Annotated in this window: 13 protein-coding genes and 1 pseudogene; 4 read left to right on the top strand and 10 right to left on the bottom strand. The window is 47.7% G+C overall.

Translation table 11 applies throughout. The features are described from left to right. Position 1 precedes the first annotated feature (1 nt). Genes phnW through phnX form a run of 3 tightly spaced genes read left to right on the top strand, consistent with a single transcriptional unit; the run spans position 2 to position 3,337 of the window. The gene (gene phnW, locus IO95_RS08560) at positions 2 to 1,144 is read left to right on the top strand and encodes a 2-aminoethylphosphonate--pyruvate transaminase (protein ID WP_037384979.1); all 1,143 of its coding nucleotides are present in this window, start codon (positions 2 to 4) and stop codon (positions 1,142 to 1,144) included. Beyond that, positions 1,141 to 2,535, top strand: a complete 1,395-nt coding sequence (locus IO95_RS08555) for an aspartate aminotransferase family protein (RefSeq protein ID WP_023492342.1) — start codon at positions 1,141 to 1,143, stop codon at positions 2,533 to 2,535. The genes phnW and IO95_RS08555 overlap by 4 nt, the downstream gene beginning before the upstream one ends. Then, positions 2,528 to 3,337 carry a phosphonoacetaldehyde hydrolase gene (gene phnX, locus IO95_RS08550; protein WP_023492341.1) on the top strand — a complete coding sequence of 270 codons (810 nt, stop codon included), beginning with the start codon at positions 2,528 to 2,530 and terminating at the stop codon, positions 3,335 to 3,337. The genes IO95_RS08555 and phnX overlap by 8 nt, the downstream gene beginning before the upstream one ends. 124 nt (positions 3,338 to 3,461) lie before the next feature. Here phnX and IO95_RS08545 read toward each other — a convergent pair whose 3' ends face one another. The 5 genes and pseudogenes from IO95_RS08545 to IO95_RS08530 all read right to left on the bottom strand — a co-directional run bounded on the left by IO95_RS08545 (position 3,462) and on the right by IO95_RS08530 (position 7,330). Further along, positions 3,462 to 3,719: an antitoxin gene (locus IO95_RS08545; protein ID WP_037384810.1), complete on the bottom strand. Its 258-nt coding sequence runs from the start codon at positions 3,717 to 3,719 to the stop codon at positions 3,462 to 3,464. Between the two features lie 38 nt (positions 3,720 to 3,757). Further along, a pseudogene (locus IO95_RS08540) lies at positions 3,758 to 4,013 on the bottom strand (type II toxin-antitoxin system RelB/DinJ family antitoxin). A 362-nt stretch (positions 4,014 to 4,375) separates the two neighbouring features. Then, positions 4,376 to 5,881: an anti-phage dCTP deaminase gene (locus IO95_RS08535; protein ID WP_023492933.1), complete on the bottom strand. Its 1,506-nt coding sequence runs from the start codon at positions 5,879 to 5,881 to the stop codon at positions 4,376 to 4,378. 138 nt (positions 5,882 to 6,019) lie between these two features. Next, the gene (locus tag IO95_RS25560) at positions 6,020 to 6,196 is read right to left on the bottom strand and encodes a hypothetical protein (RefSeq protein WP_023492934.1); all 177 of its coding nucleotides are present in this window, start codon (positions 6,194 to 6,196) and stop codon (positions 6,020 to 6,022) included. A gap of 594 nt (positions 6,197 to 6,790) precedes the next feature. Continuing rightward, positions 6,791 to 7,330 carry a DUF2058 domain-containing protein gene (locus IO95_RS08530; RefSeq protein WP_023492844.1) on the bottom strand — a complete coding sequence of 180 codons (540 nt, stop codon included), beginning with the start codon at positions 7,328 to 7,330 and terminating at the stop codon, positions 6,791 to 6,793. A 574-nt stretch (positions 7,331 to 7,904) separates the two neighbouring features. On the opposite strand from IO95_RS08530, the gene IO95_RS08525 reads away from it, so the two are divergent. Continuing rightward, positions 7,905 to 9,350, top strand: a complete 1,446-nt coding sequence (locus tag IO95_RS08525; protein WP_037384806.1) for a DASS family sodium-coupled anion symporter — start codon at positions 7,905 to 7,907, stop codon at positions 9,348 to 9,350. 129 nt (positions 9,351 to 9,479) lie between these two features. On the opposite strand, the gene IO95_RS08520 is transcribed toward IO95_RS08525, so the two are convergent. The 5 genes from IO95_RS08520 to IO95_RS08500 all read right to left on the bottom strand — a co-directional run bounded on the left by IO95_RS08520 (position 9,480) and on the right by IO95_RS08500 (position 23,172). After that, the gene (locus IO95_RS08520; RefSeq protein WP_023491890.1) at positions 9,480 to 10,256 is read right to left on the bottom strand and encodes an ABC transporter permease; all 777 of its coding nucleotides are present in this window, start codon (positions 10,254 to 10,256) and stop codon (positions 9,480 to 9,482) included. Next, positions 10,253 to 11,188 carry an ABC transporter ATP-binding protein gene (locus tag IO95_RS08515; RefSeq protein ID WP_037384803.1) on the bottom strand — a complete coding sequence of 312 codons (936 nt, stop codon included), beginning with the start codon at positions 11,186 to 11,188 and terminating at the stop codon, positions 10,253 to 10,255. The genes IO95_RS08520 and IO95_RS08515 overlap by 4 nt, the downstream gene beginning before the upstream one ends. Further along, entirely contained in the window at positions 11,185 to 12,345 is a 1,161-nt protein-coding gene (locus IO95_RS08510; protein ID WP_023491191.1) for an ABC transporter permease, read from the bottom strand. Before IO95_RS08510 ends, IO95_RS08515 begins: the two co-directional genes overlap by 4 nt. Positions 12,346 to 12,391: 46 nt before the next feature. Then, positions 12,392 to 13,324 (bottom strand): ABC transporter substrate-binding protein, encoded by a 933-nt coding sequence (locus tag IO95_RS08505; RefSeq protein WP_023491190.1) that lies wholly within the window; start codon positions 13,322 to 13,324, stop codon positions 12,392 to 12,394. Positions 13,325 to 13,815: 491 nt separating this feature from the next. After that, a complete protein-coding gene (locus IO95_RS08500) occupies positions 13,816 to 23,172 on the bottom strand; it encodes an autotransporter outer membrane beta-barrel domain-containing protein (protein WP_037384801.1) in 9,357 nt (3,118 codons plus the stop codon). Positions 23,173 to 23,325: the final 153 nt, after the last annotated feature.

Raw genomic sequence — 23,325 nt, 5'->3', positions numbered from 1 at the left:
GATGACCCATATTCCCCCTACACAAGAGGCTGTCGATTATCTATTGTTGACCCCGGGCCCTCTGTCCACCACGGCTTCCGTGCGAGCGGCGATGTTACAAGACAGCTGTACCTGGGATGCTGATTATAATCTTGGCGTGGTGGAACCCATCCGCCGTGAACTGGTGCGCCTGGCAACCAGCCCGGAATTTGCCAACGATTACAGCGCGGTATTACTGCAAGGCAGTGGCAGCTATGTGGTAGAGAGCGTACTGGGGTCCGCATTGGGTGCTGATGACTGCGTGCTGATTGTCAACAACGGAGCCTACGGTGCCCGGATGGTGGAGATGGCTCAATGTCTGGGGCTGAACCATCGGGTGCTGGATTGTGGTGAAACCGCCCGCCCAGAGGTGCAGGATCTGGAAGAACTGTTGATAAGGCACCCTGAAATCAGCCATCTGGCCATGGTTCACTGCGAAACCACCACCGGTATGTTGAACCCCTTGGAACAGGTTGCCAGCCTCTGTCAACGCCATGGGATCCGCCTGATCCTCGATGCAATGAGCAGCTTTGGCGGCATTCCTTTTGATATCGGCCAGCTTGGTGTCGAGTTTCTTATCAGCTCAGCCAACAAGTGCATTCAGGGCGTACCGGGTTTTGGTTTTGTTATTGCCCGTCGCGCCGCCTTGGCCGCTTGTGCCGGTAAAGCCCGTTCAGTCTCTCTTGACCTTCATGCCCAGTGGCAAACCATGGAACAACAGGGGGGGAAATGGCGTTTTACCTCCCCGACCCATACAGTATTAGCCTTTGCCCAGGCGTTGCGCGAGTTGGATGAAGAAGGCGGCGTCAGCGCACGCTATCAACGTTATCAGGAAAACCAACACACGTTGGTAGCCGGAATGCAGGCGCTCGGTTTTGAACCGTTGTTGCCCAAGGAGTGGCAATCTCCGATTATCACCGCCTTCTATTCCCCGACTCATCCCGATTACCGTTTTGTCGATTTTTACCAGCGCCTCAAAGCACAGGGGTTTGTGATCTATCCAGGCAAAGTCTCGAAAGCGGATTGTTTTCGCATCGGCAATATCGGCAATGTCACCCCACAGCAAATTCAGCAGTTATTGGCGGCGATACAGCAAGCCAGCTACTGGCTGGAAGCCAACGCATGAAACACCCGTTGATACTACCCGCTGGTGGGGCGGACACGGAAGGGGATATCAACCAAAGTGCGGCCCGGGAGCAGTGGTGGGCCGAACAAAGCGCAGCCACTCAAGAGTCCCTGGCTGAAGATAGCCGCTACTTTCTCCATCAGGCGCTATCAACGCCCTGCCTTGATGTGCTGACGGCTGCTGAAGGCGCGCTCCTCACCAGCCAGTCAGGTAAGCAATATCTTGATTTTCATGGTAACAACGTGCACCAACTTGGGCACGGCCACCCCAAGGTGGTGAAACGGGTACAACAGCAACTGGCATCACTGCCATTTGTGCCACGGCGTTATACTCACCCTATCGCTATCGAGTGCGCCCGCACCCTCGCTGAATTGGCCCCTGGTGACCTTAACCGGGTGCTGTTTGCCCCTGGTGGCAGCGAAGTGGTGGGGATAGCCCTCAAACTGGCCCGCTTTATTACCGGCAACAGCAAAGTGGTTTCTTTGTGGGATGCGTTCCACGGTGCCTCCCTTGATGCTATTGCCGTCGGCGGAGAGGCCTGCTTCCGTGCTGGCATGGGGCCGCTGATGGCGGGAGTGGAGCGTATTCCACCGCCGACTCGCTATCGCGGGGTTTGGTATCGTGGCGAAGGGGAAGACCTGCACTACGCCGATTACCTTGAATATGTGATTGAAAAAGAGGGCGGGATCGGTGCCTTTATTGCCGAACCTATCCGCAATACCGATGTACAGGTGCCCTCCAAGGCGTATTGGCAACGCATCCGCGAGATTTGCGATCGCCATGGTGTGTTGTTGATTGTTGATGAGATCCCCAACGCCCTGGGGCGCACCGGGCACTGGTTCAGCTTCGAACACTTTGGTATTGAGCCTGATATCATCTGCCTGGGGAAGGGATTAGGCGGGGGCATCGTGCCCTTTGCTGCCTTGATCACCCGTGATCGTTTCAATCAGGCGGCGGCGATTTCCCTGGGTCACTATACCCATGAGAAAAGCCCCATCGGTTGTGCTGCGGCCTTGGCCACCATTGAGGTGATCCGCGAGGAACAGCTTCTCGCCAAGGTGGTTGCCGATGGGGACTTTATGGCGGATGAGTTAGCCAAGTTGGCTCACCGTCACCCGCTGATCGGTCAAGTACGGGGGACCGGCCTGCTGTGGGCGCTTGATCTGGTGCGTAACCACCAAAGCCGTGAACGAGCAACCAAAGAGGCAGAACAACTGCTCTATCGTTGCTTGTCACTTGGGCTCAGTTTCAAAGTCTCGCAGGGCAATGTGATCCAACTGTCACCACCGCTCACCATTAGCCGCGCCGAACTTGCGCGTGCCATTGCTATTCTTGATCTGGCATTGAGCCAGGTTGAAACCACCGTTGAACAGGAGTATTCCCATGTCTGATGTACAAGCACTGATCCTGGATTGGGCGGGCACCGTGGTCGATTTCGGTTCCTTTGCCCCAACCTCCATCTTTGTTGAAGCCTTCTCCCGTGCCTATGATTTCCCGGTGAGCCTGGATGAAGCCCGTCAGCCGATGGGGCTAGCAAAACGCGCTCATATTACCGCTTTAGGGCGTTTGCCATCGGTAGATAGCCGCTGGCAGGAACGTTTTGGTCACCCGATGAGTGACCAAGAGGTGGAGCACCTCTATCGCACCTTTATGCCGCTGCAAATTGAGGCAGTGACCAATTTTGCCACGCCTATTGCTGGGGTATTACCGGTGCTGGCGATGTTGCAACAACAGGGGATGCGCATCGGTTCTTGCTCTGGCTACCCGCGCCAAGTGATGGAGGCTCTGGTCCCTGCTGCCGCAGAACAGGGATATACGCCAGATTATTGGGTGGCAAGCGACGACCTGAAAGCAGGCGGTCGCCCTGGCCCCTGGATGGCACTTGCCAACGTGATTGAGTTGGGTATTGATGGCGTGCATCGTTGCATCAAGGTGGATGATTCGGTACCGGGTATTACCGAAGGGCTCAACGCCGGTATGTGGACCGTAGGGCTGGCGGTTTCCGGCAATGAGTTTGGTGCCACCTGGGAGGAATATCAGGCCATGAGTGAACAGGCGATCACCGCCCGGCGAGAACCAGCTAAGGCGAAGCTGCAACAAGCAGGCGCACACTATGTTATCGACACCTTGGCAGATATTTTACCAGTGATTGCCGATATCAATAGTCGCTTGCAAAAAGGTGAGCGGCCTTAAGCAAGGCTTTTATTAATATCAGGGAGTGATGATTTTGGCGTTAGAGGGAGATAAGCATATTGCCGCTTATATGGCGTCTCCCTCGGTATTGAACCTGTAAGGTCGGATTTCACCTCTTTCCATGTCAGATTACCTCACCGCCAGCGGCAGGTGCATCAATCCATTCACGCTCTTCTGCACTGAGTTCAACTGGTGGGTCACACTGCGCTAGCCGTTCAGTGAGAGCATCCTGCGGAGACCTGAGCGGTTCAACAATCAGCCAGCCATTATCAATGATCAGGCCTACTTCGCTACCTGAGCCCAACGAAAGGGCATTGAGCCGCGCTGGTGGCACCGTCAGCATGACTGAATCGGCAACCTTTTTCAGACGAGTGGTGTGTATAATTTGCCTCCTTTAATGCACATGCGTAAAACTCAATATTAAATATCATCAAGATCTACCCTTATCCGTTTGGTTGGAGTTTTCAAGCGTTCACGAACCACCGCCAGAATATCGGCATCTTCATCTTGCTCGCCCACTATCACAGACACCTCAGCAAACGGCAGCTTTTCATGCTCAGCGACATAACGCAGAAATAACCGTAATACATCGGATGGGGAAAGATTAAGTTTTTCAAGACGCATAATATGCATTCCTTTATAATTCCTCATCTACACGGATTTGTATGGTGCTCATTTGTATTCCTCTGCCATTACAGATGTAACACACCATAATGCATTACATTTGTAGTGCAATCATTGTGATTAATTAAATAAAAATGTATAACTTCATCCGAAATAATTATATTTTCTTATAGGCGGAAAACAGGTAATCCCGATGACCTATTATGTTACTAGGATTATAAAGTGAATCCAGCCCTAAATACTAATAAAAATCAAGTTAACTCATTCGTATTTGGAATGATATATGTATTGAGGTATAATTCCCTTTGATTAATAAATTGAAAACAAGGATCATTATTAAATTTTTTAATGATCCTTGTCATGAATTAATTTCCATTAACTTATATGTCGAAAGAATAGTAGCGCTAGATATAATTACAAATCAAATTTAGCTTTGACATTATTGATTACTTTAGACTCGTAATCAGAATAGCTATCAAGATATTGTGTGTCAACATGATAAGATTCCTCAACACTATATGTAATTGGCTTACCTTGGCTATCTTTTCTTTTCCTATTGTAGCCGAAAAATTTCGCATATCTCTTGGGAGCTACACCTTCAAAGTTTTCAAACAAAACTTTATCAGGTGATGGAGTCTGATCTGACTGACAAATCGTATCATCATGCAACTGCAAGGCTAGGCTTTTTTCATATGGTTCGATATATACAACACGCAGCAAGCCTGCTGCGACAATATGACGAGCACAGACATGGCAAGGATAAGTAGTACAATATAAAGTATTCCCAGTTGTTCCCATGCTTGTATTTCTAGCCAGAGAAACAATAGCATCCATTTCTGCATGAACAGCTCGTGAGTACTCTATTAAATACTTCGCTTTGGTTTCTTTCATTATTTCTTCAGCAAGTTGCTCAGCGTCTTGTTGTTTACATCTTTTTAAAATATTTGTGATTTCCATTTTTAAAAGGGCTTTATGTTTATCATTATGACAACCATTTTTATTAAAGCACCGCCTATCTTTTTTACTCTCTGATGTATAAAGCCCGCCACCGTATTCTGGAACATCATTTCTACCTGTAGCAATTATACTTCCAGACACATCCATTATAGATGCACCTACTTGACGTGATAAACATGCTGATCCCAAAGATGCCGAATATGCAGCATACATTCCTGATTCATCTTTGGTCGGGGTAAGATTATTTGCGCTATGTATTAAATCAATAAAACGTTGAACCGACTTTTTCATTACCTCAGTGTCAAGGTTTTTAATAAAAAAATCTGCTAACTGTAAAGTTTCCTCTACTTGTTGGCCAAATTTTTCTGAGGATTTCCTATCCCTTTCTATAATTTTCTGGACGTTATCTTCACTAATTCCTTCGTCTTTTAAATTCTGTACACGCTCGGCTACAGTTCGTAATAATCCAACAAGATAGAAATTATTTTTATATACTTGATTTAGAAGTTCTACTTCTGAAGGATGTTTTATTTGGTCGATTATATAAGCTGTTTTCTTTGTGTTTTTTGTTAGTTCTCGAGTATCTTTACCATATACTTCTTCACGCAATTCTTGAATCCGCAGGATTGCAAGTTCAGCACAAATGAAATTTTTATTTTCTTCTCTAAGTGTGTCACCAAGATCTTGCAATTTATTATATCGCTCGAAGTTATTTAGCCTTGATGTGCTAACCTTCGTGAACTCAGATATTAAATCACTTATCCTGATGTGCTCTACATGATAACCATTTTGTTTGAGGCAAAAAATGACTTGCTCTTTAAGAGTTTTTATTCCAGAGCCAATTGCTCCACATAGGCCAATAATAAGCTCTTGGGAGCGCCGTCCTTTGATATCATTAATGCTATCAGAATTATGTCTTTCTTTCAATTGAACAGGAATAATATTCTCAGCTGAATGTGCCATGTATTCACTCCAGATATAAATAATTGATTGAGTTTATATATAACATCTATTGATAAGGTTGCAATCAGGTGAATGATATAAATCATTTTATAAAAATAAAAATAAAAATAAAAATAAAAATTTACTAATTTTAATATATTACCAAGTGATTTTTGACGATGCTAACAACACTTTTTCTCTAGCTTTACTTTGAGAAATGGCCTTTCTGCGTTCAACTAAACTTTCAACATTATTTAAAGATGTAGTGTTATCAGTAGACTCATTTCGGTCCACTATTTTTTTTTGTTGTTCAGTCATCTTTAATAAGTAAATCATTATTTTTCCTTAACATTTCGTCACATAAAAACCGAGCGATTATACTTACATCTCATTTTTTTTCAATGAGTATACTGTTCATATACGCTAAAAATGAAACTTTATCAAGTTTGTAAGGCTTAATTCTAGGGTAATACTATATTTAGTATAGATTGTTGTATTCTCTACTATATACATGATTTTCATATAAAAATTTCGTCATGTTATGTGAGATTTTTTATAATAAAAACAATATATTACAAGCTTCCCTATGGTTGATTTTTTTGCATGAATGGCTTGAATCCATACAAGTCCTGGATGAGATAGACTAAGCAAGTGCATTATATCTATGCATACTCGCTTCCCGCGACTTTTCTTATGTCGAACCGCTAGACTTTATGCTGACTGGTACTTACTACACTAGATAGTTCACACTGGATAATAATTAGTGTAGTAGAGATGAAAAAATCACGAAGCAAAAAACACAACCCAATCAGCCTGATAGTAACGGCACTAGCAACTACCAGCGTGCGTTTTTCCATATGCCCTGAGTGAAGATAAAACCTTAATGAAAAGCCCCTTGGGGCTTTTCACCATTCACATCCGAAAAATTAATTACCACATTAAATCGTCGGGTACTTTAAAATCGGCATACGGATCGTCTTCATCTTGCTCTTCCTGACTCAGCGCACTGTTTAATACAATACTGTTGGCATCTCGTTGCGCAATTTTATCAGCGACGCTGGCGGGGATGATGGCGTATTCACTGCCACCACTGCTATCAACCACCAAACGAGCAATGGCGAGGCGGCCATTGATCAACTGAGCTTGGGTTGGCTTATCCACTGCCACTTTTTTAATCAAATTATTATCTGTGAAGTTGAAATCAATATCGCCTTTTGAAATAACGATTCTGTTCATTTCAATCAGTTGCTTCACCTGAGCTTTATATTCTTTCGACAACGCAGCTTGTTTTTGTTGTTCGCTAAGCTGTTTATCACGCTCAAGTTGTGCTTTTTTGTTTTCTTCTACCGCTTCTCTTGCCTCACGAGCTTGAACTCGTGACTTTTTAGCCGTTCTTTGAACTTTGGCCACTTTTTTGCTGGTCACTAATCCCGCTTTTAGCAACTGCTCTTGTAAGGTGAGCTTTGTCATCTTGGTTTCCAAATTCGTTGAATAATTTGTGCGATTATATACCCAAGCTCAATGAAGTTGCAGGACAAAACGCATGGCGTTTTGAACAGTGCCTACGGTTTACCCCAAGGAGCGGGGCTCTGACGAATGGAGTTAGGTGGCGAGGGAAGCGCAAGCTGGTCAGGAACGGATTTGACCACAGCTTGACCACGTCACCTACATGCAGCAACGCTTTCCGCACCAGGGCAAGCAAAGCATTTACCTTTTGCTTTACCGAACCCTGGCTTCCCTCAACTGACCGATGCCATCACTGCAATGCACAACCAGAATGGTGAACTGGCCCAGCTGGTGATCGAAAAGTGATATTCTGGACAAGTTGCTATCTGACAGCAGAGATGAGAAGAAAGCATAAGATCGCCCTCCGGTTTATTCTCTTTGTTAAGAGCCTTGATATATGACGGGTATAAAATAATAAAATCAAAAAATAGAACCATATATATTTTTATATTATTTCCTGCCGCAAGTCATACTTGCTAGGTTATTAACTGAGTAAAAAAACAAATGCTGCGCTATTGTAACAAATAGGAGTGTTATTATGGTAAGTAATGTTAAATGGTTGCCTTTAACTATCATCATCGTTCTGGCATTAATATTCTGGAATATCGCGCCACCTGAAGGGCTGAAGTTGGCCGCCTGGCATTCTCTGGTATTATTTGTTGCTACGATCATCAGCATTGTTATTAATGTGCTACCGATTGGTGCTGTTGGCATCATTGCGATCACCGTTTATGTTGTCCTCAATGCCGGTGGAGATGCCACCGCCGCCGATGCGATTAAAACCGGCTTAAGAAATATGAATAACTCAACAATCTGGTTGATTGTTGTGGCGTTTCTTATCGCGCGAGGATTCATTAAAACCGGCCTGGGGCGTAGAATTTCCCTGATACTGATTACCCTGTTAGGGAAAAGAACCTTAGGCTTAGCTTATGGTTTGGCATTAGCTGACTTGATTCTGGCTCCTGCTATGCCGAGTAATACGGCTCGTTGTGGTGGGGTTCTTTATCCCGTCGCAGACTCATTGGCACGTAGCTTTGAATCCCGGCCAGATGATGCTTCACGTAAAAAAATAGGCACTTTTCTGGTGACTTGCATGGGGAATATCAACGATGTTACTTCCGCCATGTTTATGACAGCCTTTACCGGTAACTTATTGATTGTAAAACTAGCCGCGAATGAAAATATTACTTTGACCTGGACCGGTTGGTTAGTGGCTGCGGTGGTCCCTTGCCTGGTTTCTTTTATCCTTATCCCGCTGGTTATCTACTTTTTTACTGCCAGACCCGAAATCAAACACACGCCTGATGCTCCAAAGTTGGCAAAACAACAGCTGGCAGAAATGGGGGGAATGTCAAAACCAGAGTGGATGATGGCAGGCACGGTTGTTGTGCTGCTTGTTCTGTGGATTTTTTACAAAGTGTTAAACATCGACCCAACCACTGGGGCATTTATTGGTTTATCTCTGCTGTTACTGAGTGGTGTATTAAGCTGGAAAGATGTGATTTCCGAAAAAGGGGCTTGGGATACGTTGATTTGGTTTGCTGCACTATTAATGATGGCAGATCAATTGAAAGACTTGGGCTTTATGTCATGGTTTGGCAACACGGTCGGCCAGGAAGTGAGCGGCCTGGCAGGTAACAGTAATTGGATAGTGCTATTGGTAGTATTGAATGCAGTGTATCTGTATGCGCACTATTTCTTTGCTAGCGGGAATGCGCAAATTGTCGCGCTATACTCAGTTTTCCTCACATTAGGTATCCAACTGGGGATCCCAAGTATGCCAATGGCTCTGATGTTGGCATTTTCCAGTAGCTTCTCATGCTCTTTGACACAATACACCCATGCACGCGGGCCCATTTTATTTGCCCCTGGCTATGTTCCCACCGCCACCTGGTGGAGTACCGGGTTTGTCTGTAGCGTGGTCAATCAGCTGGTGTTGTTAACTGTCGGTCTGGCATGGTGGAAGTTCTTGGGCCTTTACTAACGAGATTATTGATAATCTATGGCTTCTCCTCCTTGAATGAGGGGGAGCCTGTCTGTTGACCTTACTGACCGTACCAGCACCTGGTGGAACCCTGCGTACATTGGCAAAGATACCTGCATCATGTTTTCCTTACTCGGCAGCAGAAACCGTTAGAGTCTGTTGACTCCAGGCGGTGAGATGCCGCACCCAGCGCTCAAACAGCATATCGGTGATGATCGCCAACAGGGCTACCACCACGGCACCCTGGATCACATAGGCAGTATTAAAGCCGCTAAGGCCAATAATAATCGGCGAACCAAGCGTTTTAGTGCCAACGGTGGAGGCGATCGCCGCCGTGCCGATATTAATGATCACCGAAGTGCGGATACCGGCAACAATCACCGAAGCCGCCAGGGGGAGTTCAACACGCCACAGGATCTGCCTAGCACTCATCCCGACTCCTTGCGCAATTTCGCGGATGGCACTGGGTACCGATTCAATGCCCGCCAACGTACCCTGCAGGATTGGCAACAAACCGTACAGTACCAGCGCAATAATTGCCGGTTTTTCGCTAAACCCCATAACCGGTACCGCGACCGCTAACACCGCAATCGGCGGAAAGGTCTGGCCAACCGCCACAACGGTCTCCACCAGCGAACGGAACTCTTTACCTGCACGGCGTGTCACGCCAACCCCAGCGGCCACACCAATCACCACAGCAATCATGCTGGAGACCGCCACTAACAACAGGTGTGCCCATACCAGTGAGATAAAACTGTCTTGCTGATATACAGGCCGATCCAGATCCGGGAACCAGGCGGCAAACAGACCCTGTAGATGATTCATGCCAAACACCAATGCCAGCAGCAGGGCAAAGGTCCAGGGCAGTGGATCGCGTAGCCAGCGCAAGACCGATGACAGGTTCATGACAATGCCTTTTGGCTAATCAAATCACTGAAATACAACACGCCAAGCGCCTCGCCTTGTTCGCCAATCACCGGTAAGCATTCACAGCCCCGGGCCACAAACACCGACAGTGCTTCGCGCAGACTCATGGCGGCGGTGATGGGTTCCCCTTCCGCATGGCCAGGGCGTACCCGCTTAGCCACGGTGCTTAACGACAAGAGTTTGATACCGCGATCGCTGCGGCCAAAGAAATCACGCACAAAATCGTTGGCCGGTACGGTTAATAGCTCCAGCGGTGTGCCCTGCTGCACGATGCGGCCCTGGTCGAGCAACACGATACGGTCCGCCAGGGCCAATGCTTCGTCAATGTCATGCGTCACTAACACAATGGTGCGCCCGGAGAGATGATGAATACGTGAAATCTCAGTTTGCAACGCCGCACGTGTCACCGGATCAAGTGCACCAAAGGGTTCATCCATCAACAACACCTCTGGGTCAGCAGCCAATGCGCGTGCAACCCCAACCCGCTGCTGCTGCCCACCGGAAAGCTGGTACGGATAACGATGACGGAACAAATCCGCTTCCAGATGTAACAGCTCCAGTAATTCAGTCACCCGATCGCGAATTCGTGCGCGTGGCCATTTCAGCAGTTGTGGCACCGTGGCAATATTTTCCTCCACTGTCCAATGCGGAAACAGACCAACCGACTGGATCGCATAACCCATTCGGCGGCGCAGATCCTGCGGTTTAAATTTCTGAATCTCTTCACCGGCAAAGAAAATTTTTCCCTGATCGTGTTCGATCAGTCGGTTGATCATTTTTAACGTTGTGGACTTGCCTGAACCAGAGGTGCCGATCAGTACGGCAAATTCACCCTTGGCAATCTGCAATGTAAGATCGTCCACCGCGGGCTTACCCTGAAAAATCTTGCTGACCTGATTAAACTGAATCATCGGCGTGACACTTCCAAAATTGAAACCATAAACTTGAACAGTGAATCGACGATTACCGCCATCACGATCACCGGAATAACCCCCAGCAGCACCAAATCCAGTGCGCTACTGAGCAGGCCCTGGAACACAATAGCGCCAAAACCTCCGGCACCAATCAGCGCCGCGACCACCGCCATGCCGACGGTCTGCACCGCAAGAATACGCACGCCGGTCAGGAACAACGGCAACGCCAGCGGTAACTGTACGCAGAAGAAAACCTGCCCACGCGTCATCCCCATGCCACAGGCGGATTCGATCACGCTGGCTGGCACAGTTTGCAACCCAGCGACAACACTGCGTACCAGCGGCAACAGGGCGTACAGCACCAACGCAAAAATTGCCGGTGCCATACCAATGCCACTGACGCCATGTTCTGCCAGCCAAGGAAATGCTTTCGCCAAACCCGCCAAAGGCGCGATCAACAGGCCAAACAAGGCAATCGACGGAACTGTCTGGATAATATTCAGTGTGGAGAATATAGGCCTCTGCCAGCGTGCAGAGCGAAAACACAACACCCCGAGCGGCACACCAATCAATAATGTCGGCACCAGCGTCGCCAATAGGATAGTCAGGTGCTGTAACAGCGCGGCATCAAACACATCTTGCCGATTGTAATACTCTTTCAACAATGAGAGTTGATCCAACTGATGGCTGAACAACAGCACCAGTGCAGGCAATATCACCAACAGGTTGCTGAGCATGCGCCATAAATGCGAGGAGGTAATGCGAGTGATGGCGTCGGCAGCCATCAGCAGGCTCAGCGCTAGCATCAGCCAACAACCGCTCCCCAAGGAAGTGCGCGCCAGTTTGGAACCTTGTTGTGCCAACTGCAGGGCGGCATGGCCGCTTATCCACAGTGTGAGCGTCAGCAGCGTCGAAGCCGCCAGCACGGTTAATAACGCATTGCGCCTGAGCGGTGCCAATAGGCTGAGAGCCGCCAGTAGCAACAGGGGCGCCAACAGCCACAGCGGCGGACCGTGCAATAGGGACATCAGGGAAATACTCGTGCCCGATAACAGGCGATTGGGGGCATAACTGAGAAACGGCAGCCCAAATGCAGCCAGCAGCAACAGAATAAACAGTGTCAGTAATACGCGGTTTTTTACGGCAATAATCAAAGAAACTCTCCGGCTCCATGTCGGCCCCCATTGGGGGCCAGAGATGTTATCCCTTCACCAAACCTTTCTCTTTAAGGTAAGCCGCCGCAACCTGTTTGGCGTCCTGACCTTCCACCGCGATCTGCGCATTGAGTTTTTGCAGCGTCGGACCGTCCAGTGAAGCGAATACCGGTTTTAGTAATTCAGCGATGTTGGCATGCTGTTTAAGCGTTGCTTCACGAATAATCGGTGCTGGCGCGTAAATCGGCTGCACTCCCTTTGGATCTTCCAGCGTTTGCAGCCCCAGCGCTGCTACCGGGCCGTCGGTCCCGTAGGCCATCGCCGCGTTCACACCGGAGGTTTGCTCCGCCGCCGCCTTGATGGTCACCGCAGTATCACCACCGGCCAACGACAGCAACTGATCCTGGTTCAGCTTAAAGCCGTAGGCATCCTGGAACGCGGGTAGGGCATCCGAACGCTCGATGAATTCAGCTGACGCCGCCAGCTTGAACTTGCCGCCAGCGTTGATCCACTTGCCCAGATCGGCCATTGTTTTCAGATGATTGGCATCCGCCAGGTCCTGACGGATAGCAATGGTCCAGGTGTTATTGGCCGGCGCGGCATCCAACCAGACAATTTTGTTCTTGTCATAATCCAGCTTTTTCACTTTCTCAAAACCGGCCTGAGCATTTCTCCATGCAGGGTCTTTTTCATCAGAAAAGAAAAACGCACCGTTGCCGGTGTATTCCGGATAGATGTCAATTTCACCGGCAGTGATCGCGCCGCGCAACACTTTGGTGGTGCCAAGCTGTAACTTATTGGTGGTTTTAATGCCGTTAGATTCCAGCACCTGTACGATGATGTTACCGAGCAATGAGCCTTCGGTATCAATTTTAGAGCCAACGCGCACCGTATCGGCTGCTTGCGCCATACCAACGCTCGCGGCAAGCAAACCCAGCGCCAGAGCAAAGACACGACCACGTGAAGGGGCGATTACCATACTTTTTCCTCTTGTTGTGTATTGTCCAGCTATTTGGCCAGAACGATTGAAAAATCTTGAGAAGCGCGCGTCCATCGCACTATAAATGTTTCCGTCGACCAGTACCTTTGGACAGAATACCCGGTATGCTCACAGCAGGGCGACCTTATTGTTTTATCTCTGAACCTACATCCTCAAAGCATCAACATCTCTGGCCTTCAGTGTCAGGATATTCCTGGTTGGCGTGTAAGATGTACTATCTTGCGTATCATCCTGCGTCATTTGGCAGATAATACTTTCTGAGCGAGGAAAGCCGACACACATGCAACTGGCAAGTATGACGGATATATCAGACTAATACAGCCCATTTTATACCAAAATGATCAGCCGGGTCAGGGAGTCTCCCCATGTGCTGGATGGGTTGCTGTATCACCTCATCAGGTCATAACAGGTGTGCGGTTCCCCGCACACCTGCCATCACATCAAGACATTAAAGAAAACAGATCAAGCCCTTAGAATTTATACCTCACCCCCAGCATCGCCGCTTTGTCATCATAACTCTGTTGCCCAATCTGGTTGGTCAGGCTACCCCAGACACTCAGGTTGTTGTTGACCTTACCTTCGACACCGAGTTTCACTTCAACCAGATGACGGCTGCCAGTCTGTTGCATCTCCATGCCATCCATCGTCACACCCGCCAGACGGGTGTTGTGGATCCAGTTCAGTTCCAGATAGCTGGTCAGGATCTGTGGATGCGCTTTATCCGCTCCTAATTGCGTATCGTTAGAGAACTTGGCACCCAAACGCGTTTGCAGATTATTCTGTCCACTCTGCTGTACCAACGTGCCGTTGTCCTCGGTGAGATCACTCATCTTCGCACCGTTGAGAGTGAGCTGGGCTTGCGGCGTGATATAGCCACTGTTGTCAGCCACCTGATAGACCTGGAACGGATAGCCCCCCTCCACCGACATGCTCACACCACGCAGGTGGTATTTTTCACTGGAGAGCAGATCACCGTTCACTGAACCTTCAAACCACTCGTACTGCAGCCAAGTGTGGACATAAGGGCTGTTATGTTTGACGGCATTCTGATACCAGGTGCCGTAGACACCGATACTGTAACCCGTCAGGCTGTTATCCGCCTTATAGGTCAGTGACGTGGCGTCGGTGGTACCGGTAGAGCGTGCATAACCGGCCATCACGCCTACACCCACGTAATCCTTACCCGTCAACTGGCCATCCCACACTTCGCCACCCAACTGGGTCACAAAGCGACTGCTGGTATTGGAGAGCTGCCCGCTGGCATCCTTGAATTTGTTGCGTGAGATAGATTGACGTAACCACAGGCTGGTATCCATATCGTCCGTGCCATTGGCGGTACTGCTGGCGCTCATGTCTTCCAGGCGGCTGTTAAACAGAGTATTGGCCGCCGCAATATTGGCGATATAGCCTCCCGCTTCTGGACGATAAGTCGGTTGGACATAGTTCGAGCGCAGATACCAGTTGCCATTGGTCGGGTCAGCCGTCGTGCCTTGATAGAGGAAATATTCCAAAGCTCCAGCTACCGCACGGCCATTGAGGGTAAAGGTAGCGGCAGAGGTGCCGCCAACACTGATGATTTCAATGCCGTTCGTGTTTTGTGCCCCTTGACCGCCGATATTATTCACCGCCACGGTCCCCGTTCCCGACGTGTCGCCCGCTATCACTAGTTTATCGGTGGGTGAGTTATCGCCGGCCAGGACGCTATCAAAGGTCAGGTTACCGCCTTGACCAATATAATCACCATTAACGGTGAGGGTGCCGTAATCAACGCCATTAGCACTGCGGCCTACCAGAACATTCCCCTCATTGGTAAGGTTACCAGTTACGGTGCCATCACCACCGAAGGTGCCATAGGTCTGTACAAAGACATCGCTATTTAATACCACCGGGCCACTTGCCGCAGGTAAGACTGCGCTCATGAGAGCTGGCTCAGTGCCAATGATCAAAGACCCTGCCTGCACCACGGTGGCATTGGCAGTCACAGTGCTGCTACCGATATATACCATGCCGTTACCTTGCTTGGTCACCACGCCCGTGCCGCTAATCGGCGTAGTCAAATTCCAGTAGCTCGTATTGCTCAGTATGAGATTGCCGTTATTGTTCACCGACGCCGCACCAAAGTTTTTAGCTTCGGTTGCCGTCATCGCATTGTCTGATTCCAGCGTGAAAGTACCGCTATAATTACTGTTATCATTCATTAACAGAACATCAGAGTTATTGGTCAGTAGCGTATTGCCAGAACCGGATAGCGGGTTATATAAACCACCAACGGCATCATCGAGATTTAAAGTGCCATCGACAATAATCGCACCAATACCCAGCGCTTTGGTTTCTTTCAATAACGCTGTAGCACCTGCGTTAATATCGGTGATACCGCGATAATCAGGGCTGTTGCTCGTCAGTGTTAATATTCCACCCGTGAGTACTAAGCCACCCTTGCCAGTCAACATGCCGTTACTTAATCCGCCATTGCCAACGGTTAGAGTACCTTCGCCCATATCCAGCAGCGCGTTGGCTTCTGTGTTCAGTGTGCCGACACTTTGTGTGTAGGTACTTAAATCAACTGTTGCGCCATTGCTAATACTTAAGTTGCCGGTATTACCCAGCGCGGAATTAGACCCTAGCTGTAAAATACCTGAACGCACCAAGGTAGCGCCTGTGTAGCTGTTGGTGTCATTAGACAACACGACGATGGAACCATCGTTAGGCGAGTTCACCGCCAAATCACCCGTACCGATAATTTGTGCAGTGAGTTCATTAGCCGCCGTGCCGTTATCCGCCAAAGCTCCTGTCAGTACTAAAGCGTCGTTAGTCGTTGTCAAAAGATCCAAGACAGACAAGCCATAATTCATATACAACCCATCCAGCGCTTCTCCCGTGGTCAAACCAAAACCAAAGGTGCCTGTTGCTGCAACTGTGGTGCTATTGGGATTGAGAATTCCTTGCTTATAAGTGGAGGTAATGGGTGTATTGGTGCCATCAGTTAAGGTCAACTCTTGACCCGTTCCAGTTGCAGTACCTTGGATTAAACCCACTACGATCGCCCCGGTATCCAGGCTTAATACGCCAAGACCGGTAATATCAGGCTGCACATTTGCCGGTAATGCCACGCTCACCGTACCGCCACCTGTGGTATTAATTGAGGTTGCATTGATGGTGCCAGCTGCAGTCAATTGCCCATTGTTTTCAATGATTTGGTCATAAATCAGGGTGCCCCCATTAAAGGTTAACGCGCCGATGGATTGCGTTCCTGTTCCCACCGTGGTGGTGCTGCCTGTATCTAAGTTCAGCGTAGTGCTGGTATTGCCTGTGGTGTTATCACCAGAAAGCAGGAACTGGGTATTGAACAGGTTGACCGTACCCGTAAAGCCATTGCCGATATTCGCACCAAAACTAAATTGGTTATTGTTCGTGGTAACATTCATCACGCCTGTACCAATTAGCTGATTATCAAAAATAAAATTACCATTATTGTTGATATTCAAGGTGTCGCTGCCCGTCACGATATCGACGATGGTGGCAGTATTAAGCAAGTTAGCGCTATCGATATTGAGTGTTGAGCTGTTGTTGATACTGACCGTGCCGAGGAAAGTATTGGCATTAGTATTAATTAAATCCACGTTACTGCCTGATAACGCCCACGTCCCTGCACCACTGAGAACATTATTTAATGTGCCGGTTAATTGATTAAAGATTAAGGTGCTACCCGTTTCGATATCAACCGCACTCGCCCCCAGATTTTGGTTGTCACTGACACTCAAGGTGCTGGTACCGACAATATTGATCAGGCCATTTAACCCGCTGTTATTACCAGAGAGCGCCATATTGGCCGAGTTATTAATCAACACGGTGGAATCAGTCACTCCGGTCAACATGTTGGCAACCGTATCTGTCACTCCGCTGAAAATTAGCTGTGAAGTGTTCGTCAGCAAGTTCACTGTAGCCGCCGCATCACCCAAATTATTGGCAGCCGTTACCGTCAATGCACCGTCAGCATTAACGTTATGAGTACCTGAAAAAGTACTCGCGCCAGACAATTGCACCGCGGCGTTAGTATTGATGACGCCAGCACCTCTAAACTGATTGGCAAAGGTATTCGCACCGTTGAAATTTAAGGTACCCCCTACATCCACCAGGCTGCTGACGCCAAGATTACCCGTACTGTTGAGTGTGACTGTGGCCCCAGAAGCAATATTGGTCGCGGCGGATAACGTATTATTATCAGCAGATAAGGTCAGTGTGCCTCCGGTGACATTCAGGGTACCGGCACCCGTTAATCCACCCACGGAATCGGAAGTACCGCCATTGCTTATGTTCAGCACACCTTGTGCGAGGTCAATGGTTCCCGAATTCGCCAATACTTTAAGATTTTGACTGTGCCTATCAAGATTCCAGGTAGCCCCGGTATTCACGGTCAAGGTTGACGTGCCACCAAGCACATTATCAGCGCCAGAGATCAGGTTGCCAGCACTGATGGTTGTCGCTCCCGAATAATCATTGTCGTTATTGGAAACCGTTAAAGGGCCGTTAGTGGCATCAAAAAAGATGTCACCCGTGCCGGTAATCAAAGCTGTGAGTTCCCGATTAGACGTAGGGTCAGTGCCTGTGGCAACTTTCAAGGCATTGGCGCCATTGAATACTAAATTCAACTCGGTTAAGCCGTAATTCAGATAAAGCCCTGCGGCACCGGAAGTGTCACTGTCCGTCAAGGCGTAGTTATAGGTTGCGATGGCAACGGTATCTGCTCCCTGAGTAATGTTCGCCGTCACCGCAGTACTCGAATCAATGGCAACCCCATTGATCTGTAAGGTGAGGTTACCTGCACCTACCGAAGGACTAGTAGCATTGATTAGCTTAGAGCCCACCACACCGCGGTTTTGATCGAGAATGGAAAGGCCTGTCGGTACAGGATTGACGTTATCCCATCCGAGCCCGGTATTGAGATTAATAGCGCCACCATTAGCCGTAAATGTACTTACATTTAACACACTTTCTGCTTCGGCTAAGGGCGCGCCAGCGGTAAAGGTCAGAACAGCGTCATTGTTGATTTCCAGATTCTGTATGCTGGGATTACTGGATACACTAGGCACGCCCACTGTAGTTACACTGCCCGAGTTAAGGGTTAGTGAAGCTCCAGCTAAAGTAGCTGCGTTGGTATCAGCCAAAGAGAATTGAGTATCTTGTAAAGTCACTGTGCCAGCAAAACCCGTACCAACGGTATTAGCAAAATCAAAAGCGCCATTGGCGGTATTGACGTTAACCGTACCTGTACCGAGCAATTCATTGCCAAGTGTGAAGGCACCCGTGGTGTTAATATTGAGCACGCTGTTGCTATTAGCAAGATTGAGCGCTGTTCCAGCATCCAAGGTCGTAACCTGATTCATGGTTAACACCGCCCCGTTATTAAGAACGATGTCGCCAGTGAGGCCAGAAACGCGGGTCGTATTATCCGACAAATCGATACTACTATTGGTTAATATCCAATTCCCTGCGCCAGTTAACGTGTTATTCAGCGTTGATAAAATGCCACTATTGTAACCATCAAAAATCAGCTGCCCGCCACTGGCAATGGCTACTGAACTTCCACCTAAATGCATGCTGTCGCTGGCAGTCAGGGTGCTGGTGCCGTCAATATTAAATAATCCTGCAAAACCTGAGTTATCGGTGCTTAATACCGTATTGGCGCTATTGATAACCTCCACGGATGAGCCCGTTACGCCCACAAGTGCCGCCGTTAATGAATCATTAAAGCCATTCAAGATCAGTTGAGCGCCACTATTGAGCAAATCAACAGTACTCGTACCTAAATTGTTAGCTTGAATGGCGGTCAGGCTACCGGGTGAAGTCACATTATAGAAACCAGTAAATCCGGTGTTATCAGCGGCCAACGTAATGGCAGCGTTGGCATTAACAGCGCCCGCGCCTGACAACACATTATCGAAGTTAGCGTCAGCGGCATTGAGATTCAAGGTGCCAGCAACACTAATCCCCCCTGAGCCCAAAGCGTCCGCGGCACTTAAGGTAACAGCAGCGCCTGTATTAATGTTCGTTTGTGCCGTGTAGCCATTATTCGCCGCTGAAACGGTAAAAAGACCATTTTGAACATTTAAGTTACCTGTGCCTACTAATCCGTTAACGCTGGATGAAGTACCGCCGTTAGTAAGAGTTAACGTACCACCAACAAGATCAAGGATGCCTGCATTCGTCAAAGAGCCTACTGTTTGCGTGAAACCGCCGAGGTTAACGATCGTGCCTGCTAATGTGATTAATGATGACGTATTGCCCAATGCACCATCAGCGCCAACATTCAATGTGCCTGAATCTACGCTAGTAGTACCTTGATAATTATTCGCACCATTATTCAAGGTAATGGGGCCACCAGTGGCATCAATAGCTAAGTTACCTGTACCTGTGAGTTGCGCGCTTAGCCCTGTGTCAGTGGCTCCTGCTGACGTTAATGTGAGGGTTTGCCCGTCCAAAATTTGCGATACAGATAATTGTTCATAAATACTTAATCCCAGATTACTGACCAAAGAAAAACTGAAGGTATTTAAAGCAACATTATTACCCCCTTGGAAATAAGCGACATCTCTGCCTGGAGCAAGAGTCGCACCGCTAAGGTCCGTCAGGGTAAAATTAGCCAACTGGGCTGGAGTCAGTGAATTTTGGCTACTTACCAGATCCATTAATACCCCAGTATCGAGGTCTAACAGGTTGCCTGAGGTTAACAATTGTGGGTCAGCTTGAATGGTAGAATTACCCGTGGTACTTAATGTGTTCGTAGTAATAAGAGCGCCGGTGGTAAAACGCAGCGCCCCGCCACCAAAGTTTAAATTACCAATATTGTAATTACCGGCGGACATGGTAATCACACTGCCCGAGTTATCACTTAATGTTGCATTCTGTAATACGGCACTATTAATGGGTGTTAAATCCAAAATGGTATTCGAAATATTGGCGGTTCCAGCAAAGGCGTTACCTACGCCAGCACCCGCACTAAAACCTGTACCCGCATTATCAATATTAAGGATACCGTTACCTGTCAGTGCATTATTGAAGGTGCCAGCGTTGGTTAAATTCAAAACACCATTTAACTCAATAGCAGCACTACCTAACTGGTTGCCCGGCGAAAGAACACTGTAGTCACTCGCATTTAATGTGCTACCGAGTTCAACATTCCATGTACCCACAAAAGTATTAGCACCGGTTAAGGTTACGTTAGCACCATTTAATAACTCAGTATTACCAACCCCGCCAATCACAGCGCTGAAATCACCATTATAATCAGCGCCAAATACCAGTTGATTTGTACCAATGCCTGACAAATTAATGGTGCCGGAAGTGACATTATTAGTATCACTCAAGATTAGCTGAGAGGCAGTATCCAAGTTAATCGCAGAGAAATTTTGTAATGACGTGGTGGGAGCCAATGCAATAACAGAATTAATTAAACTCAGCGTGTTAATTCCCGTGCCTGCATTCAGTAACCCCAGTTCTATTGGACTCACGAGGCTTGAATTATAAATATTGAAAAGATCATTGTCTGTCCCGGTTTGAATATCCGCAACGGTAGCGCCTTGATAAATATTAACGGTATTAATACCATTACCTAAATCAATCACATCATTGCTTACTGAACCCGTGTTAAGCGTTAACACATCATTACCCGCGCCACTGGTGAGGGCTGCTAATGTTCCATTATTGGTAATGGTGTTACCGATTCCCCCCATTGCAACGCTACCACTGACAAGGCCATTATTGGTTAAGGTTTGCGCTAGAGCGCCATTATCGTAACTGATGGCAGTGATTCCAATAAGAGAGGTATTAGGGCCGACAATTACGCTTTCCGAACCAGCAAGCGTGCCTGTGGTGGAGATACCTTTACTGCCACCCGCGATTGAATCAATGGTGAGATAAAAATTGGTTAAATCCAGTGCTGCGGTTGTGCGAAAACCAATACTGGCAGGATCCGTAAGATTGATGATGTTGGTTCCGGCGTTAAAATTATAACCCCCCGCCCCCCCCGCGAACGTGAACACAGGGCCAGCACCGTTGTTATTAATCGTGGTATTGCTGAGATTTACTGTCGCGGCACCACTCGCTTTAACAATCGCTTGTCCTGTGCCATTGATATTAAAGGTTGTTCCGTCAATAGAATGGGTTCGAGCACCTGTAGTGGAAGAGAAATTAATGCCGTTAGCGGCATTGGTGGTCGCAATAGTACCGCCGGTTAGATTGAGGATGGTATTGGCATCACTGAGCGTAATACCGTTGCCCGCGATAGCATTAATAATACCCCCCGTGCCAATCACATTCATGGTTTTACCAGCGGCCAGTGTTGACGTGAGGGTGATGCCCGAAATATTACTGGTGATCGTGCCCGCATTGGTGATATTCACGGTGCCCGCAGAAGCATTATCCGTCACGTTGATGCCCGTGGCTTTGACAATATTGCCCGCACTGTCATTCATAACCACAACATTGCCCGCTGAGCCTGTTGCGGTTTCACTGACATTAATCCCAGTACCTGCGCTAGGGGCACCAACACCAGTACCATCCGAAGAAATCAGTCCATTAGAACGGATATAGATATTACCCGTTCCACCCGCACCCGTTTTGCTGACATAAATACCGTTGTTGCTAGCGCCTGAGGCGACAATAAGACTGGATCCCGCCCCTAGGTTATAAATCACATCACCCGGAGAGGTAGGGCCATTATCAATCTTGGAACCGACAGTGCTGGATGCATTACTGATCACATCCCCCGCCAGATTATTCATAATAAGAGTAGCACCGGTACCAAATGTCCCTGCTCCAGTATTATAAGAGCCTATCTGCACACCGTTATTAGCCACCCCTAATGGGTTTTGCGCAGAAAATGCCATATTAACAATGGCACCATCATCAATCTGGTAACTGTAGGTTTTTCCTGTTCCTCCTTTGTCAGCAGGTCCATTAGTAAAAACACGGCCTGTGGCTGTTACGTTGGAAGTCCCATAAAAATGCATCAAACTATTAGCCGCATTACCCATACCCCAAAATATGGCTGGATATCCACCACTACCCAACCCAGCAACAGTACTTGTGCCGGTGAATTCCACCGTAGTCGCTAAAGCCAACTGGATAAAAGCAGCATAAGTGATACTTCCATTAAAATTAACCAGTCGCAACACACTGTTATTATTGGCAGGCAAAGATGTCCCACTATCATCACCAAGAGAAACTATTTTGCCATTTGGTATAGTTCCAAAATTATCAAGACTCACTGTAACGGCTGTTGTGGTATTAGTGACCGAGTAAAATATAGGACCGCCATTATTGGAGCTAATATTACCAAAATTTTGAAAAGTCAGATTGCCAGAATCCGTTGCCGCACCAGTGAATGCCTCAGCTGCATTAAAGGTAAAATTATTTCCCCCACCATCAATAACCAGGTTATGTCGATTATTAGTATTATTTAACAAAACAGGAATAGATGAAGGAATGACCAAGGGAGCGGTGATAAGTACTGTCGTTGGCGCATTTGTCGCACTATTATTGATTGCATTCGTTAATGCCAAAACGGTACCTACCTCAACGCAATTCGGATCTGCCGAGCATTGAATCGCTGTGATGGCATAGGCGTTTTGATAGATGGCCAGAGAGGAAAAAAGTGATAACGCGATAGCGCTATTTCTGAATAAGTTATTAGATTGAGTCCTTTTTTTATTACTTTGATGAGAGCAACTACTGTGGTTGGCTGTTTTCTGTTGACTCTTGGTAAGCTCACTGACAACAACCCAAACCTGTAATGCTGCACTCCATATGACTCTGTAGGACTTATTCATGTTTAATCCCTCTACTGATATTCTGGCAACCCATTGTTTTTAAAAAAATCACCATGTGGCATTAAAACGAGGCATAACGCAAATAAAAGAAAATCTCTATTAAAGCGTAGACTCTTTTTTTTATATTTCAACCAAGAGGAGAGATGCTGAATA

The organism is Serratia sp. DD3 (assembly GCF_000496755.2).
This window is presented reverse-complemented; position numbering and strand designations above follow the sequence as displayed.